The sequence below is a fragment of the Nocardia sp. Tas62D01 genome (assembly GCF_055232035.1).
In genome coordinates this window covers 4,545,210-4,559,225 of the sequence record NZ_JBUYUZ010000001.1, presented here as the reverse complement: position 1 = coordinate 4,559,225, position 14,016 = coordinate 4,545,210, and the positions used below count along the sequence as shown (strand labels likewise).

Here is a 14,016-nt window from a genome sequence, read left to right as displayed (position 1 = left end):
TCGACGGCGACGTGCTCGACCGATCGGCGGGGGCGGCGCCCTTGTCGGCTATGGCCGCGTCCCCACCAAGGGCCAGCTGCTCGGCCGGCAGATCCACGCCCTCACCAAAGCTGGGTGCCAGCGGATCTTCACCGACAAGAAGTCCGGGAAGGACACCGAACGCGAAGAACTGTGGAAATGCGGCATCGGATTCCGATCCCTCCACGAAGCGCTCGACACCACCCACCCCCGGCGGGCGACTTGTGTTCTACGTCTTTGCCGCACTGGCGGAGTTCAACCGGGAACTGATCGTGCAGGTCACTCATGAGGGCCTGGCCGCCGCGCGTGCCCGCGGGCAGCGTCTCGGCCGGCCATCGGCCATGACCGCTGACCAGATCCAGCAGGCCCGCGCCATCCTCACCCGCCCGGAGAATACCGTGTCGTCGGTCGCCCGGCTGTTGAGGGTCTCGCGATCGACCATCTATACAGTAAGTACCTGCCCGATCTCGCCGAAACCCGAGGGGAACGCCGGAACGCTCATTGGAGATAGCGAGCCGGGGCGCCGGGAGATAACGCCAACCACCGTTCCGATGGCCACGGCCGAGCCTGATACCCGGTTGCTCTCCCACCCAGGCAGGGAGCTAGTTCGGAGGGCGCAGAGGACGCCAGTCGCCCCTGTTGGGTCTCCTTCCCAACCCGGCGTCGCAATTCAGCATCAAGCGCGTAGCGCATCAAGCGCGGTGGCGACAGCGTCGGTGATGCCTTCCATGGCCGGGAGTAAGGAGAAATCGCAACCAGGTACCGGCAGATGGATCTCCTCAGAGTATTCGAACTCGACATCGAAAGGCATTCTTGTGCACTCGCACAGGCTGACTGGGGTCGCGCAGCGGACGGTTGATGTTGACCGCGGCGATAACTGCGCCGTCGATCATTTCGCGTGGCATGTCTGCGACTATGCACATCCGCCGTGGTGATGGTGATCGTGAAGCTGTGCTGGGCGTAGGTAACGATCCGCAGGCTTCGGTGCTTGTCCTGGTTTACCAAGCCATTCAGCACCTGCAGCGGATGCTCGCCGGGCGTGGCCAGCTTGAACGGCTGGCAATCTTCGACGGCGTCCAGCACAGCGGGGTCGAGGTAGCCCGCCAGGATCTGCTGCACGTTCGGCCACTCCGGTGCGGTCATCACGAGGGGGAAGTTCAGCCCACGTTCTTGTGCCGGGGTGAGCGGTTGTCGGGTCGCGGCGTGGCCGAACACCGCATGATCCAGAGCCGCACGGAGGTTGGTAAGAAGATCCCCAATGATCAGCGGCCTGCCCGCGGGAAGGGGCTCGCGGACGTGCACTCGGTAGTGCACTCGCGCGAGGGACGGCACGAGGTCCTCTTGACGGAATTCGTGCGGACGGCGGGCACGGTAGTCGTTCACGGACGCGCTGAGGGCGTCCAAATGAACTCGGGCGCGCCCCAGTTTGGCGTCTGCGCTTTTCATCGCCTCAGATGCTAGCCAGCAGGTATCGACAACGATGACGAATAGTTGAACCTTTTGCCGGTGAGGCGGGCGGCAAGCGGGCCTCGGCAGGGCATTCCGCTCAGTTCGTAGAACATTGCGCTTGCCGAGCCGGTGAATTCATCGTCGCTCACGGTCAGTTCGAAGCGCACGATTCCTTTGTGCACCGAATCCGGGTCCTCCCGGTCGACGGTAAACTCCAGGAACGCTCCCGACACCTGCGCTCCCTCAGCGTGCCAGGTGCCCATGCCATTGCTGTCGCTGGTGCCACGGTTTCCGAGGTCCGGATTCGACTGGAGCATGGTGCCCTCCGCGTGAAACGTCATGACGTGGTACCCGAACGGCGCGCCGTCGGCGTGAACTTCCCAGACCCCGACGATGCTCATGACGCCTCGCAGAGAGCAGCCAACAGTTCTATACCACGGTCGATCTCGGAGTTCGGCACGTTCGCGAAGCTCAGGCGGATCCCGTTGCGCGGCGCGTCGGCGTCGGCGTCGGCGTAGAACATCGTGCCGGGCAGGAACGCCACTCCGGCGTCCAATGCCGGAGCGGTCAGCGCATCGGCGTCGAAATCGTTCGGGCCCTCGATCCACACGAACATTCCGCCCTCGGGCTCGGTCCAGGAGAAGCCGGGAGGCAGATGTTTCCCGAGCGCCGCGGTGAGCGTTGCCAGCTTGAGCGCATAGCTTTCCACGGTGCGTGCCACGTGCGCGGTTCCTACCGCACTGCCGAGGAAGGTGGCGGCGATGGCCTGGTTGAAGGTCGAGGTCTGCATGTCGATGCCTTGCTTCAGGGCGAGGACGTGTTCCAGCAGATCGACCGGCATCGCCGCGATGCCGATTCGTAGTGCCGGCGCAAGGGTTTTCGACAACGACGTGATATAGACGGTGTTGTGCGGCGCGATCGCCCAGAAAGCGGACAGTGGCTCGCCCCGGTACCGGAGCTCGACGTACACGTCGTCTTCCACCACCATGACGCCGTGCCGGGTGATCACATCGCCCACCTGTCGGCGGCGCTCGGTCGGCATGGTGCGTCCGGTCGGGTTCTGGAAGGTCGGCAACAGATAGACGAAGGCGGCATTGTGTTGTGCCAGTGCGGCATCCAATGCCTCGGGTCGGATGCCGTGCTCATCGGACTCGACTCCCACGACGATCGCGCCGTGACTGCGGAACACCTTCACTGCAGGACCGTAGGTCGGGGTCTCCACCAGCACCACGGCGCCCGGATCGAGCAGCGTCATGCACACGCTGTGCAACGCGCCCGATCCGCCCGTCGCAATGTGCAGTTGGTCCGGCGAGCAGGTGATCCCGCGTCCCGCCAGCAGCGTCTGCGCCTTCTCGAGCAGTGGTGGAAACCCCCGGGTCGGTCCGTACTGCAGCACCGAATTCCCGTACTCGGCAAACGCGTCGGCCGCCAGCGAGGCGACGAGCTCGCCGGGCAGCAGCGCCGGATCCGGCGCGCCGACGGCAAACGAGATCACGTCGGGGCGACGCGCGAGGGCCGCGAAAATATCGTCTATCGGTCCACTGCTCACCGCGGTAGCGCCCCGGCTCAGTCGGGCAATCACAGTCCGGCGCTCACCGGCGCGAGTTGGTGGCGCAACCGCGCGACAACGTCCGCCACATAGGCGTCGTGTTCCGGGGTCAGCACCACGTCGTCGTTGAACATGGGATCGGTGCGCATTTCCACCGCGACCAGATCGTCCGTCTCGCTGAGATTCACCGCCACGTGCACCACACCCTCGGGGATGTAGATGAATTCACCCGGCCCATGTAGATGCGGCGTCAATTCCGGCCCGATCAGCGTCGCCGCCCTCCCGCGCATACATACGACGATGATTTCGCTGTGCGCGTGGTAGTGGGCCTGAGACACCTTCCCCGCAGCCATGTTCACCATCCCCGCCGAAATACCTTGGCTCCCACATGTTTCCCGGGTGACGCAGGGGATCAGATGCTGCCCCTGGCGTCCGATCTTCGCTGTGACATCGGCTGCGGCTATCACTCGCACGGCCTGCGAAACGTCATCCATTGGGCATCCCATACTGTTCGGTCGGTACGGCTGAAAATAAGCTATTCTCACCGTTGGGAAAACCTCCGGAAAATGAGTCATCCACGCGCCGATCGCGCCTGCGATGAACATGGACCGGGGTCTTCGCCTGCTTCCAACGGTGACTGGTCAGACGGTGCTCGGCGTGGTGGCTCGAGTTTCTGCCATTTTTGTTGAATCATGCTGTGGTGGCTGATGATCCGTGTCCGACGTATGAGGAGTTGGCTGCTCTTGTTGTAAGTCAGGCGGAGACGATCGCGCGGTTGGATGCTCGGGTCGCGGGGTTGGAGGCCGAAAGTGCGGAGCTGCGGCGGCAGCTGGGTCAGAACTCGCGAAACTCGCCGAACCACCGTCATCGGACTCGCCGTTCGTCAAACCCGCTCCGAAGTCGTTGCGCCGCAAGTCCGGCCGTAAGCCGGGCGGGCAGACCGGCCACACGGCTCGACCCTGGCATTGGTCGATTCTCCGAACGAGACTCTGCGCCATGAACCGCCCGCGTGCCGGGGCTGCGGAGGCGAGTTGTGCGACGCCGAGCACGTCGGTGTGCAACGCCGTCAGGTGTTCGATCTTCCGGCGGTGACGATCCTGGTCACCGAGCATCGACTGATCACCAGCCGTTGCGCATGTGGTGTCGCGACCTGCGGCGACACCCCGGCCGGGGTAAACGCGAGCACCTAGACTAGGGGCTGGTGTCAAACGAGGTCTGTGACCGGTGAAGCGGCGGGCGTCGATTTCGGGGTGTAGTGGCGGATTTCGTTGGTGGCGTGGTGGTTTGGCCCTGATCGGGTGGGCGGCGACGGGCGGGTTGGCGTGTCGGTTGGATGTGCGGTGTTTGGACGGCTCAGTCATGCTGTTCACGCGGTGGCGGTGGCCCATCGTCGTGCTGTGTAGCCGATCCCGAGGGTGGTCAGGCGTGCGAGGTTGACCGCGGCGGCGAGCAGGGAAAAATCGGCGGCGATCTTCATCCGGCCTCGGAGACGAGCGCGACGCCCGCCGTGGCGGCGGCGCATGAGGTGGCCGATTTTGCGTTCGACCTTGGGGCGGGTGGCGTGGCACTCGGCTTTCCATGCCGGGTCGTCCTGGCGTGCGCGGGCTGTGGCCAGGTATTTCTCATGCGGGCCGATGCTGATCGTGCGGCCCTTGACGGCCGAGGTGCACTGCGCCCGCAGCGGGCAGTCGGTGCAGGCCGCGCCGAACGAGGCGGCGGCGGTGTGGCGTTCGCCGGTGCGGGCGCGTAGCGGCGCGGTGACCCCGGCCGGGCAGGTCACCGTCTGCTGCTCCAGGTCGACCGCGAAGCGATCCTTGGAGAAATGTCCCTTCACCGACGTCGCCGGATGGACCTTCAGCCCATTGTCAATACCGTTGTCGTCCAACCGTTTCAGCAACTCTCCCGCACCATAGGCCGCGTCACCGAACACCCAGTCCCCGGCATCGGCTTCGGGTCTACACGGACCACCGTTGTGTTCTCGGGAGTGAGCGGCTCAATATTCATCGTGCGCGCCTTTCTCATATCTCATGTGTGTTGACGTCGACGCGGATGTACTCACGTGTCGGCGGAGAGCCGGAGCGATCTCCTCGCCGAGGCGATGCAGGGACTCCACCACCGATTCACGAGGAAGCCCGCCCCAGTCCACTAGGGCCTGGATTCGGTCGAAGGGCACCGCGTCATACAGTTCGGCGAGCTTGGCAGCGATATGCTCGGTGGTGCCGACCATCAGGTGCTGTCCGGTTCTCATTCCAACCTCGAATTGCTCGGGCGTGACTACGAAGCCGTTGCCATGGGGATGTTTGGGGCGCAGGAAGTCGTGGTAGTAGGGATATGTCGCTGCTGCGGCTGCCGCACTCGAAGCCCCGAAATAATGCAATGCGATCCCCAGTCGAAGGTCGCTCGCGTGTCCTGACCGCTCACCGGTCTCGCGATATACCTCAGCCAACTCCCGCAGCGGGGCAGCCGAACCTCCGATGTACCCGAGGATCATCGGCAGGCCGAGCCGGCCGGCGCGGGCCGCGCTGGTGGGTGTCCCTCCCACGCCGAGCCACACCGGCAGCGGGTCCTGCACCGCCCTCGGCACAACCGCCGCAGAGTCCAGCGGAGGCCGGAATCGACCTCGCCATGTAACGACGGGGTTCGACCGAATCTCCAACAGCAAGCCGAGTTTCTCGGCGAAGAGTGAATCGTAGTCGCGTAGATCCGCACCGAACAGCGTAAACGGCTCCGTATAGGCACTTCTCCCGACCGTGATCTCGGCGCGACCGGAACTCAGGAGGTCCAGGGTGGCGAAGTCCTGGTAGACGCGGACCGGATCGAGGGCGCCGAGAGTAGTGACCGAACTCGTCAGCCGCAACCGTGAGGTTCGTGCTGCAATCGCGGACAGTACGACGGCGGGCGACGAGACGGCGAAGTCCGGATTATGGTGCTCACCGAGTCCGAAGTGATCCAACCCGAGTTGCTCGGCCAGCGCGCCGAGGGAAACTATCTGTTCTATGCGTTCCCACACTGTCCGAGAGATGCCGTCCACTGTGGTTGGTTGAATGTCGGCCAGTGATGCGATACCGATGTCGACCTCGCTCATGCGCTGCTGGCCTTGCGTACGGCGTCCTCCTCGTCGACCGCGATACATTCGGCACCGAGGTCGACCTCGCCCAAGTGGTGATAGGTATCCGGACCGCGTCGGGCGAAGGTTTCTCGCAGCGGAACCGTCACGCCGTTCATCGTCATGCTTCCCGAGAACACAAGCCGATCGTTCGTCCAGCCGGGAGAGCATTGGATCCCGCGGCCACCGTTGCTGTCATACCAGTCGGCGACGAACTCACTGGTGGCCGAGTCGTAACCCCACACGTAGCGAGCTGTCAACGGGGCGGGGTTGTCTGGCGTTGACACTTCGGCGGTGTCGATGGCGATCCGGAAGCCGCGGTGTTCCCGGCCGCCATCGATCCGCATCTGGATCGGCTTGCGCGGACCGAACGGGGTTTCGTGGAAGACATCGGGCGCCTCCCAGTGACCGAGGAAGAACTCCAGCTCACGCATCCGCGCATGTGGGCCAGGGTTGCCAGGGTGTGCTGAGGTGGACTCGGTCGTGTCGGCGGACATCGGCGTCCCCTTTCTAGGTGTGGTGCGCTTCATAGCTCAGGTTACACTATGATTAGTATAGTGCGCTATTAAATACATACCTCCTATGGACGTGTCAGAATGGTAGGCATGGGTGCGGAAACCGGACAAATGGGCGCATGTCCCGACTTTCACGCCGCTATCGAGCTCATCGGCAAGCGGTGGACGGGCCTCATCCTCCAACATCTTCTCGGTGGTGCGCTGCGGTTCAACGAGGTGAGTGACCGCATCCCACGCATCACCGACGCGATGCTGTCTCAGCGACTGAAGGAGCTCGAACAGGCCGAAGTCGTCGAGCGACTGGTGACCGTCGCGCGGCCGGTCGAGGTTCGATATGCGCTCACGCCGATCGGCCGCAAGCTGGAACCGGTACTCGATGCGGTGTTGGAATGGAGCGTGAACTGGGCGGCGCATCAAAAGGACAAAGCCGGTCGGTGAGGGCCTCACACCATCCACCCGAGAAACGGACTCCGCGCATCGGCTATTCGAAAACACTTTGCGGGGGTCACTTACAGGTGATGCAACGGCCGTCCGGCCATCGCCATCACTGTTTCGCCAAATGCCTCGGCCTGGGTCAGGTGCGCGTGAACGAATCACGCTATGAGGGAGGGCAACGCTTCCCATCCAATAACAAGCTGAGCTTCGCCGATGAGTTCGCTGCGAAGAAAATTGAGGCCGCTTTCAGGATCTCGTTGGCCTCCTTCAGATCTCGGTTCTCGCGTTCGAGTTCCTTGATCCGCGCCTGCTCCGCGCTCCTCACCCCGGGAGCCTTCCCGGTGTCGACCTAGACGGTATGAGGAGGCTGGGGCCTCTCTCACATGTAACCGTGGGTTGCCGACAGGGGTTGGTCCTGGCGGTAGAGCCACAAGATGTGGGAGGCCCAGTGAGGAATCAGCGTACGAGTGTCGGGCTGGATGTGCACGCACGGTCGGTGGTGGCGTGTGGTCTGGACGGTGAGACCGGTGAGTTGTTCGAGCGTCGGCTCACGCCGGATCACGGTGAGATCCTGGCCTGGATCGGTGGGTTGGCGCCGCCGGTGGCGGTGACCTATGAGGCCGGTCCGACCGGTTACGGGCTGGCCCGGCGACTGATCGAGGCCGGGATCGACTGTCAGGTCGCGGCGCCGTCGAAGTTGCAGCGCCCGGCGGGGGATCGGGTGAAGACCGACGTACGTGATGCGCGGCATCTGGCCCGGTTGCTGCACCTGGGTGAGATCGTGGCGGTGACGATCCCGACGGTGGCGCGCGAAGCCGCGCGAGATCTGGTTCGTGCGCGCGAGGATGTGCGCGGCGATTTGATGTCGGTGCGGCATCGAGTGTCGAAACTGCTTCTGCGGCAAGGGATCGTGTATCACGGCGGGAATGCGTGGACGGGTAAGCACGAGGTATGGTTACGGTCGCAACGATTCGACCTGCCCGGTGTGCAGCTGGCCTACGACACCGCGTTCGACGCGATGCTCGCGTGTATGGACTCCAACCTTCCTCGAGGAATGAAGTCTCTCGACATACCAGGAGATTCATTCAAAGTGCTGCTGGAGGCTTGGGAGGTGACGTTGTCGGTATGCGGCTGCTCGAACTGCAGGGGCAAGGTGCGCATATGCCCGCGTGGCCAGGGGAGGGGGCACGCGCGTGCCTGCACCGTCGATGCGACTGTGGTTGCGGCTGAGGTGGTGGGCCCGTATAGGCCGGATGCGTAATGATGGTGTCTCGTGGTGGATTACATGATGGTCTTCGACCGGGTCCGGGGTTCTCTGCTGGGTGGGGCGGTCGGTGATGCGCTCGGGTGGCCTATCGAATTCCTGCAGCTGAGGCAGATTCGCGAGCGGTATGGGCCCGAAGGTGTGACGGGATTTCTACCGCAGTACGACGAGGGTGCGCCGCAGCAGATTACCGATGACACTCAGATGACGCTGTTTACCGCGGAGGGGTTGTTGCGGTCGGTGCTGGGCGCTGACCCGGTGCCTGCGCTGCGGCGGGCGTATCTGCGCTGGTTGCAGACTCAGCGACAGGCCGGTCCCGGCCCTCGAATCGATGGCTGGCTGGCAGGTCTGCCGTTTCTGTATGCGGCGCGTGCGCCGGGGAATGCGTGCATGTCCGGGCTGGGTCAGCAGGCGCGGGGATATCTCGCGCCGGGGCCGTTCGGCGCAGCCGGTCCGGTGAATCCGGGGTCGAAGGGATGCGGCACGGTGATGCGGTCGGCGCCGTTCGGATTGGCCGGTGTCGGGCCTGACCTCGCATTCACCACGGCCGCGCGGGGTGCGCAGCTGACCCATGGGCATCCCACGGGATATCTCGCAGCGGGTGCGTTCGCGGCACTGGTCGATCGCATGGTGAGCGGTGTCGAACTGCCGATTGCGTTGCAGCAGACCATTACTCAGCTCGCGGCATTCCCGGCAGGTGCGGAAATAGTGGCGGCACTGACTCGAGCTGTCGAACTGTCCGAGGGTGTGGCGACCGCTGAAAAGGTCGAGCAGGTCGGCGCGGGGTGGATCGCTGAGGAGTGTCTGGCTATCGCGGTGTACTGCGCTCTGTACGCGGCCCGGACCGGCGATACGCGCGGCGCGCTGCTGTTGTCGGTGAACCACTCCGGTGATTCTGATTCCACGGGTGCGGTCGCCGGGAACCTGATCGGCGCCGCCCATGGTGTGTCTGGGCTGCCGATGGATTGGGCATCCGAGGTCGAGGGACGCGACGTGCTGGTCCAGGTCGCCGATGACCTCGTCATGAACTATTTTGTCGGCGACCGGTCCGCACTGGACGCCCGATACCAGTTCGACGAGGGACTGTAAGTGGTCGCTCGTTAGTTCGAGTGTCCGTGTCTTCGGGGTTCTCGGAGATCGGGACGGCGTCGGTCCGAACGCGATCGTCGGGACAGCGGACTCATCCGTGAATGCGTCCCCCGGCAGGGGACAGCAACGAACCGGAACACGTGTGAGCGGCTAGTTCGACTTGCTCGGTGCGGGGTGCACCAGTGCCGACGCTGGATGTTCTCATCGGTGCTAGCGGACACGTAATAATCCGGTTGGGCGGACATATGGCTCCGGGTCGGCGGACATGATTTCTCCGGGTGGGCGGACATCCGAGGTCTGCGGGACACGCCTGAGCAAATGCGAAACGGGATCCCTTCGAGCGAGTTGAGTTTTGGTTGCTGAGCCAAACCAACTGACGCGTCGAAGGGATCCCGTTGACCAAGTCTGACAGGGAGATCATGGAGATTCTGGAAGCGTTCGACTTAACACGCTGCGCGCATTCGGCCGCGGAGTTGGCGGGTGTGGACGAGAAGACGGTGGCCCGGTATGTCGCGGTCCGCGACTCGGGCCACGACCCGCTGGCAAAGCTGCGGCGACCGCGGGCGATAGACCCGTTCATGGGAAGATCGAGGAATGGGTGGACAAGTCCGGGGGCCGGGTGCGTGCGGATGTGGTGCATCAGCGGCTGACGGCGATGGGGTTCACCGGCACCGACCGCAGCACGCGGCGCGCGGTCGCAAGGGCGAAAGCGGCGTTCAAGACCGGGCACCGCAGAAAATACCGGCCGTGGCTGCCTTCTCTGAACTAGCCCCTGAGCCTGGTGGGAGGAATAGAAGTCGCTGTTCAGGGCTTGTTTTCCGGTTGTGCGGTGGTGGTGCGTCCGGCGAGTTCCCGGTAGCTGGGGATGCCGAGTGCGACGGCGGTGGTGTGCCGGGTGAGGGTGTTGTCGATCTGGGCGAGTTTGTCTTTGGTCGCGGCGAGGCTGACGCGTAGTCCTTCGCCTTCGCCGAGCCAGCCTTCGCCTTCGGCCTCGGCGATGCGGGCGGTGAGGTTGTCGTGGATGTCGGCCAGGCGTTGCCGCTGAGCGGGGTCGACCCGCAGCAACGGGCAGCGGACGCAGCTGTGCTCGAACTGACAGCTTGTTCCCCAGGCTCTGCCGCAGTCGCCGAGAGCGACGCGGCGCCGTTCGAAATGTCCGAGGAATTCGTCCCATTCGGCGTCGGTGGGCTGGCGATATTCTTCGCTGGGCCGCAAGGCGCGGCGGCGGGCGATGAAGGCCCGGTGACCGTTGATCGCTTCTTCGGGGTAGACGGCCTTGTATCCCATGGTGGTGTTAATATCCTTGTGCCCCAATAAAATTTGCGCGATGTGGGGCGGCATCCCGTTCATGATAGCTTCCGTCGTAAAGACTCTCCGGAAGTCGTGTGGGGCCCATGTCAGTGGTTGGCCGCTGGCGTCGGTGATCCCGCTGCGGGCCAGGGCTCCGGTGAGTAGGTCACGGATGCCGGCGATGGGGATCGGGCGGGCTTCGAGGCTGATGGTGCGCTGGAACAGTAGTGGCATCGGCGGGTTCCAGATCTTTTCGTGGTGGTCGTAGGCGACCACGAGTGGGACGCTGCCGTCGGGGTTGCGGATGCGGCAGATGATCGCTGAGAGGACATCGGCCAGCTCGGGCGCGATGACCAGGAGTCGTTCCTCATCGGTCTTTGAGGGTGGAATCTGAAGCAGCGCAACGAGTTCACCGGTTTTCGGGGTCCGGTATTGGACCAGGCTGTGGTGGGACAGTTCGGTCAGTTCCTCGACCCGGATGCCGGTCTGGCGCAGCACCTCGACCGCGGCCCAAGCCCAGAAAGCGTTGTCTTCCTCGCGGGTCAGATCCCGGCGCCGGCCGGTGGCGGGATCGTCAGCCCAGATGCGGGGCGAATGCCGGGCCAGCAGTGCGCGGTGCAGGGTGGTGTTGTCGACGGTGAACGGTTCGCCGGGTGCGGTGTTGCGGGCGAGTTCCAGCCGGGCAGCGGTGGTGGTGCGTTCACCGTCGACGGCCGCGATGAGGGCGGGCAGCATCGGCATTCGTTCGCGAGTGCGTTGGTCCATCCGCGCTTTCTGACGCGATTTCATGTGTTTTTGACGGGTGTCGGTGGCTTTGATCGGGCACGGCACCGCCCACTGACCCCACCGGGCAGGGTCGTCGAGCGCCCATGACGCAAGGTCGAGATAGAAGCTGCGGACCTTCATCAGCACGTCGGCGGCGCTGTCGCGTTCCACCGTGGTCTCGGTGACAGCACCGTCGGCGCCGGTGGAGCGCACGACCCTGGTGCGGATCCGCTGTTTCCAGGCCGCGGCGATCTCAGGGTTCAGTTGCAGCGCGCCGATGCCGGGGTGGTGGCGTTCGAGGTCTTTCCAGAACCACAACGCCAGCGTGGTGGCCAGGTTCGTCAGCGTGTTGTAGTCGATGCCCGGTTGCCGCTCGCGCAGGTAGTCCACCAGCAGATCCCGGATAGGCCGGCAGGACAGGTGGTAGCGGTCGATGAGTTGCTCGACAGTCATCCGCCCCGCGAACCGGCGGTTGAACATGCGCACCGTCGCCGGAGCGTCGGCGGGGAACTGCCCGAGCGCGTGCAGCAGCTGGTAGAAGGCGGGGCTGTGACGGTTCACGCGGGTCCGGCCGGTGAACACCTCTTGGGTGATCCGCATCGTTTCCAGGCAGTCGCCGACGGTGATGTCGCGGACTGAGCCGCCCTTGGCAGCCATGATCAGCGCGATCTTCTCGATCGCGGGCAGCATGGTCGCATCGCCCAGGGTGGTGGTCATTCGGACAGCCCGGAGTTCGGCGATGCTGTGCGGGTCGCGGACCTTGGCGATCTCGTTCGCGATCCGCAGCGGCGACGCGGTCGTCATCAGCCAACCCACCGGCGGGCGAACATAATCGGCGCCGATCAGCTGAATCATGCCCATACCCAAGACATTCCGAGCATGATCTCGATGCTTGCCCGCCAGCCCGGCAGCGTCGAGATCGGCAAGCAGTTTCGACCGCCAATCATTGCGGCCGTCACTACCGGCACCGGTGGCTTCCCATCGCCGCTGCCAGGAGTCGCCGGGATAGAGCTCGAGCCAATCCAGCACAACCGCCAGCGCCAGCTTCCGGTTGGATCGAGCATGAGAGTCACTGGCACGGAACGGTTCCCGAGCCAACCGGCCCTCGACCGCGGCGCGGGTCTCGCGAGTCCTGGGCCAGCTGGCCCGGACCGGGCGAGGCGGGAACTTCTCCAGCAGAGATTGGGCCTCGCTGCTGATCTGCCAGGTCCGCGCCACCGACAGCGGAGCCTTCGTCACGGTTGTCGTCACGGCTTGCTCCGTCCGAACAGCACGTCCAGGCTTTCCTGCCGATACCGCAGCACCGGTTGCGGGGCCGGCTGATCGGGCTGGGATCGGCGCTGGTGATGGGCCAGCACCGACTCGACAACATCGGCCGGGGTGGGGGTTGTATAGATCTGGGTGGTGGTCAGCGAGGCGTGACCGAGGACCCACTGGACGTCGGTGATCGGCATCTCGGGGTCGCGAGCGAGCCGATAAGCAGCCGTGTGACGAAGTTCGTGCAGCGAATGGTTCGATCCGAGAAGGTTGTTGGCGCGCACGAACATCGCCCGGGCGGCATGGTAGTTCAGCGGCCGGAACGGCCGCCGCAGCGTCCACCACAACGGGTCGTCCGGCCCGGCGGGCACCTGGCCGTGAATCTGCTGCTGGTAGAGCCGCAACCACACGAACGCATCCGGCGAGGCCGGCAGCTGCTGCAACGCGCGAGATCCTTTGCGCACCACAGTGATCAGTTGCTGCCCCGGGTCAGCACCGCCGCGCAGCACACCCAGCAGTTCCGCTGCTCGCGCGCCGGTCGACACCCACAACGCCACCAACGCGCGGTCTCGGTCGCTGGACAGGCGGGCGAACAGCTCGTTGAACACCTCGTCGGGGATCTGGCGGGGAATCCGCTTCGGTTGCCGCGGCCGATACAAGCCACCGCGTTGCGGCTCGAACCGGTCCATCGGGTTGTGATGCGCGTGAGCACGCCGGGCTCGCGCCAGCGGGAACGGGTTGATCAGCGGCCCGGTCCCGGCTTCCAGGTGAACCGCATAAAAGCTGCGCAGCACCGTCTCACAATGCGCGATCGTCGACGGCGCATAAGTGCGCCCCGGCGGACGCCGGCCGGTCACCGGGTTCACGGGCTTCGGCTTGACCACCCCAGGCTTGTCCGGCGAACGCCAATGCGGCCGAACAGGTTTCGAGGTGATCTGGATCCACCGCGAGAAATCCCGTGCCTCGTCGCGGGTGGCCTTCTGCCACTCGACGTCCACCGACCACAGGAACCGGAGCCACCGAAGCAGATCCATCCCATACGACCGTTGCGTCGCCGCCGACCGACCGGCGGCCTGCAGCTCGCCGAAGAACGCGGCGGCCGGGCCCACCGGCTCGCCCGACGGGTCGAGCAGCCGATACGGCTCCCACGGATCACCCGTCGCCGCGGCCAATCGCCCGACCCGCGCTACTACCAGCGTCGTCAAATCTCTTGGAGCGTCCCGCAATCCAGACACGAGACCGAACCCAACCACACACCATGGCCCCGAGTCCGCCGAAT

Annotated in this window: 14 protein-coding genes and 3 pseudogenes; 8 read left to right on the top strand and 9 right to left on the bottom strand. The window is 64.8% G+C overall.

Annotated elements, in window-relative coordinates; translation table 11 throughout:
• Window positions 1-22 precede the first annotated feature (22 nt).
• The 3 genes from ACV7NQ_RS21605 to ACV7NQ_RS21595 are packed head-to-tail and all read left to right on the top strand — an operon-like array spanning window position 23 to window position 1,479.
• The gene (locus tag ACV7NQ_RS21605) at window positions 23-307 is read left to right on the top strand and encodes a recombinase family protein (RefSeq protein ID WP_463365763.1); all 285 of its coding nucleotides are present in this window, start codon (window positions 23-25) and stop codon (window positions 305-307) included.
• Entirely contained in the window at window positions 243-953 is a 711-nt protein-coding gene (locus ACV7NQ_RS21600; RefSeq protein ID WP_463361323.1) for a helix-turn-helix domain-containing protein, read from the top strand. The genes ACV7NQ_RS21605 and ACV7NQ_RS21600 overlap by 65 nt, the downstream gene beginning before the upstream one ends.
• Complete coding sequence (locus ACV7NQ_RS21595) at window positions 877-1,479, top strand: hypothetical protein (protein WP_463366115.1); 603 nt, start codon at window positions 877-879, stop codon at window positions 1,477-1,479. Before ACV7NQ_RS21600 ends, ACV7NQ_RS21595 begins: the two co-directional genes overlap by 77 nt.
• Here ACV7NQ_RS21595 and ACV7NQ_RS21590 read toward each other — a convergent pair.
• Genes ACV7NQ_RS21590 through ACV7NQ_RS21580 form a run of 3 tightly spaced genes read right to left on the bottom strand, consistent with a single transcriptional unit; the run spans window position 1,476 to window position 3,510 of the window.
• On the bottom strand, window positions 1,476-1,868 hold the full coding sequence (locus ACV7NQ_RS21590; RefSeq protein WP_463361322.1) for a hypothetical protein: 393 nt from the start codon (window positions 1,866-1,868) through the stop codon (window positions 1,476-1,478). The genes ACV7NQ_RS21595 and ACV7NQ_RS21590 overlap by 4 nt on opposite strands.
• Window positions 1,865-3,016, bottom strand: a complete 1,152-nt coding sequence (locus tag ACV7NQ_RS21585) for an aminotransferase-like domain-containing protein (protein ID WP_463361321.1) — start codon at window positions 3,014-3,016, stop codon at window positions 1,865-1,867. Before ACV7NQ_RS21585 ends, ACV7NQ_RS21590 begins: the two co-directional genes overlap by 4 nt.
• A 29-nt stretch (window positions 3,017-3,045) precedes the next feature.
• Entirely contained in the window at window positions 3,046-3,510 is a 465-nt protein-coding gene (locus tag ACV7NQ_RS21580) for a cupin domain-containing protein (protein WP_463361320.1), read from the bottom strand.
• A 471-nt stretch (window positions 3,511-3,981) separates the two neighbouring features.
• On the opposite strand from ACV7NQ_RS21580, the gene ACV7NQ_RS21575 reads away from it, so the two are divergent.
• Entirely contained in the window at window positions 3,982-4,206 is a 225-nt protein-coding gene (locus ACV7NQ_RS21575; RefSeq protein ID WP_463361319.1) for an IS66 family transposase zinc-finger binding domain-containing protein, read from the top strand.
• Between the two features lie 176 nt (window positions 4,207-4,382).
• Here ACV7NQ_RS21575 and ACV7NQ_RS21570 read toward each other — a convergent pair whose 3' ends face one another.
• The 3 genes from ACV7NQ_RS21570 to ACV7NQ_RS21560 all read right to left on the bottom strand — a co-directional run bounded on the left by ACV7NQ_RS21570 (window position 4,383) and on the right by ACV7NQ_RS21560 (window position 6,619).
• Window positions 4,383-4,946: a transposase gene (locus ACV7NQ_RS21570; protein WP_463361318.1), complete on the bottom strand. Its 564-nt coding sequence runs from the start codon at window positions 4,944-4,946 to the stop codon at window positions 4,383-4,385.
• A 63-nt stretch (window positions 4,947-5,009) separates the two neighbouring features.
• Entirely contained in the window at window positions 5,010-6,101 is a 1,092-nt protein-coding gene (locus ACV7NQ_RS21565) for an LLM class flavin-dependent oxidoreductase (RefSeq protein ID WP_463361317.1), read from the bottom strand.
• Complete coding sequence (locus tag ACV7NQ_RS21560) at window positions 6,098-6,619, bottom strand: hypothetical protein (RefSeq protein ID WP_463361316.1); 522 nt, start codon at window positions 6,617-6,619, stop codon at window positions 6,098-6,100. The genes ACV7NQ_RS21565 and ACV7NQ_RS21560 overlap by 4 nt, the downstream gene beginning before the upstream one ends.
• A gap of 108 nt (window positions 6,620-6,727) precedes the next feature.
• Here ACV7NQ_RS21560 and ACV7NQ_RS21555 point away from each other — a divergent pair, with 108 nt between their 5' ends.
• Entirely contained in the window at window positions 6,728-7,075 is a 348-nt protein-coding gene (locus ACV7NQ_RS21555; RefSeq protein WP_463361315.1) for a winged helix-turn-helix transcriptional regulator, read from the top strand.
• Between the two features lie 223 nt (window positions 7,076-7,298).
• On the opposite strand, the pseudogene ACV7NQ_RS21550 reads toward ACV7NQ_RS21555, so the two are convergent.
• Window positions 7,299-7,421: pseudogene (locus ACV7NQ_RS21550) on the bottom strand (IS3 family transposase); the annotation flags it as partial.
• Window positions 7,422-7,520: 99 nt separating this feature from the next.
• Here ACV7NQ_RS21550 and ACV7NQ_RS21545 point away from each other — a divergent pair.
• The 3 genes and pseudogenes from ACV7NQ_RS21545 to ACV7NQ_RS21535 all read left to right on the top strand — a co-directional run.
• Window positions 7,521-8,108: pseudogene (locus tag ACV7NQ_RS21545) on the top strand (IS110 family transposase); the annotation flags it as partial.
• Between the two features lie 237 nt (window positions 8,109-8,345).
• Window positions 8,346-9,425, top strand: a complete 1,080-nt coding sequence (locus tag ACV7NQ_RS21540; RefSeq protein WP_463358829.1) for an ADP-ribosylglycohydrolase family protein — start codon at window positions 8,346-8,348, stop codon at window positions 9,423-9,425.
• A gap of 419 nt (window positions 9,426-9,844) precedes the next feature.
• A pseudogene (locus ACV7NQ_RS21535) lies at window positions 9,845-10,179 on the top strand (IS21 family transposase); the annotation flags it as partial.
• A 50-nt stretch (window positions 10,180-10,229) separates the two neighbouring features.
• On the opposite strand, the gene ACV7NQ_RS21530 reads toward ACV7NQ_RS21535, so the two are convergent.
• Together ACV7NQ_RS21530 and ACV7NQ_RS21525 are read right to left on the bottom strand one after the other, a co-directional pair.
• A complete protein-coding gene (locus tag ACV7NQ_RS21530; protein WP_463361314.1) occupies window positions 10,230-12,731 on the bottom strand; it encodes a tyrosine-type recombinase/integrase in 2,502 nt (833 codons plus the stop codon).
• The gene (locus ACV7NQ_RS21525; RefSeq protein WP_463361313.1) at window positions 12,728-13,942 is read right to left on the bottom strand and encodes a tyrosine-type recombinase/integrase; all 1,215 of its coding nucleotides are present in this window, start codon (window positions 13,940-13,942) and stop codon (window positions 12,728-12,730) included. Before ACV7NQ_RS21525 ends, ACV7NQ_RS21530 begins: the two co-directional genes overlap by 4 nt.
• Window positions 13,943-14,016: the final 74 nt, after the last annotated feature.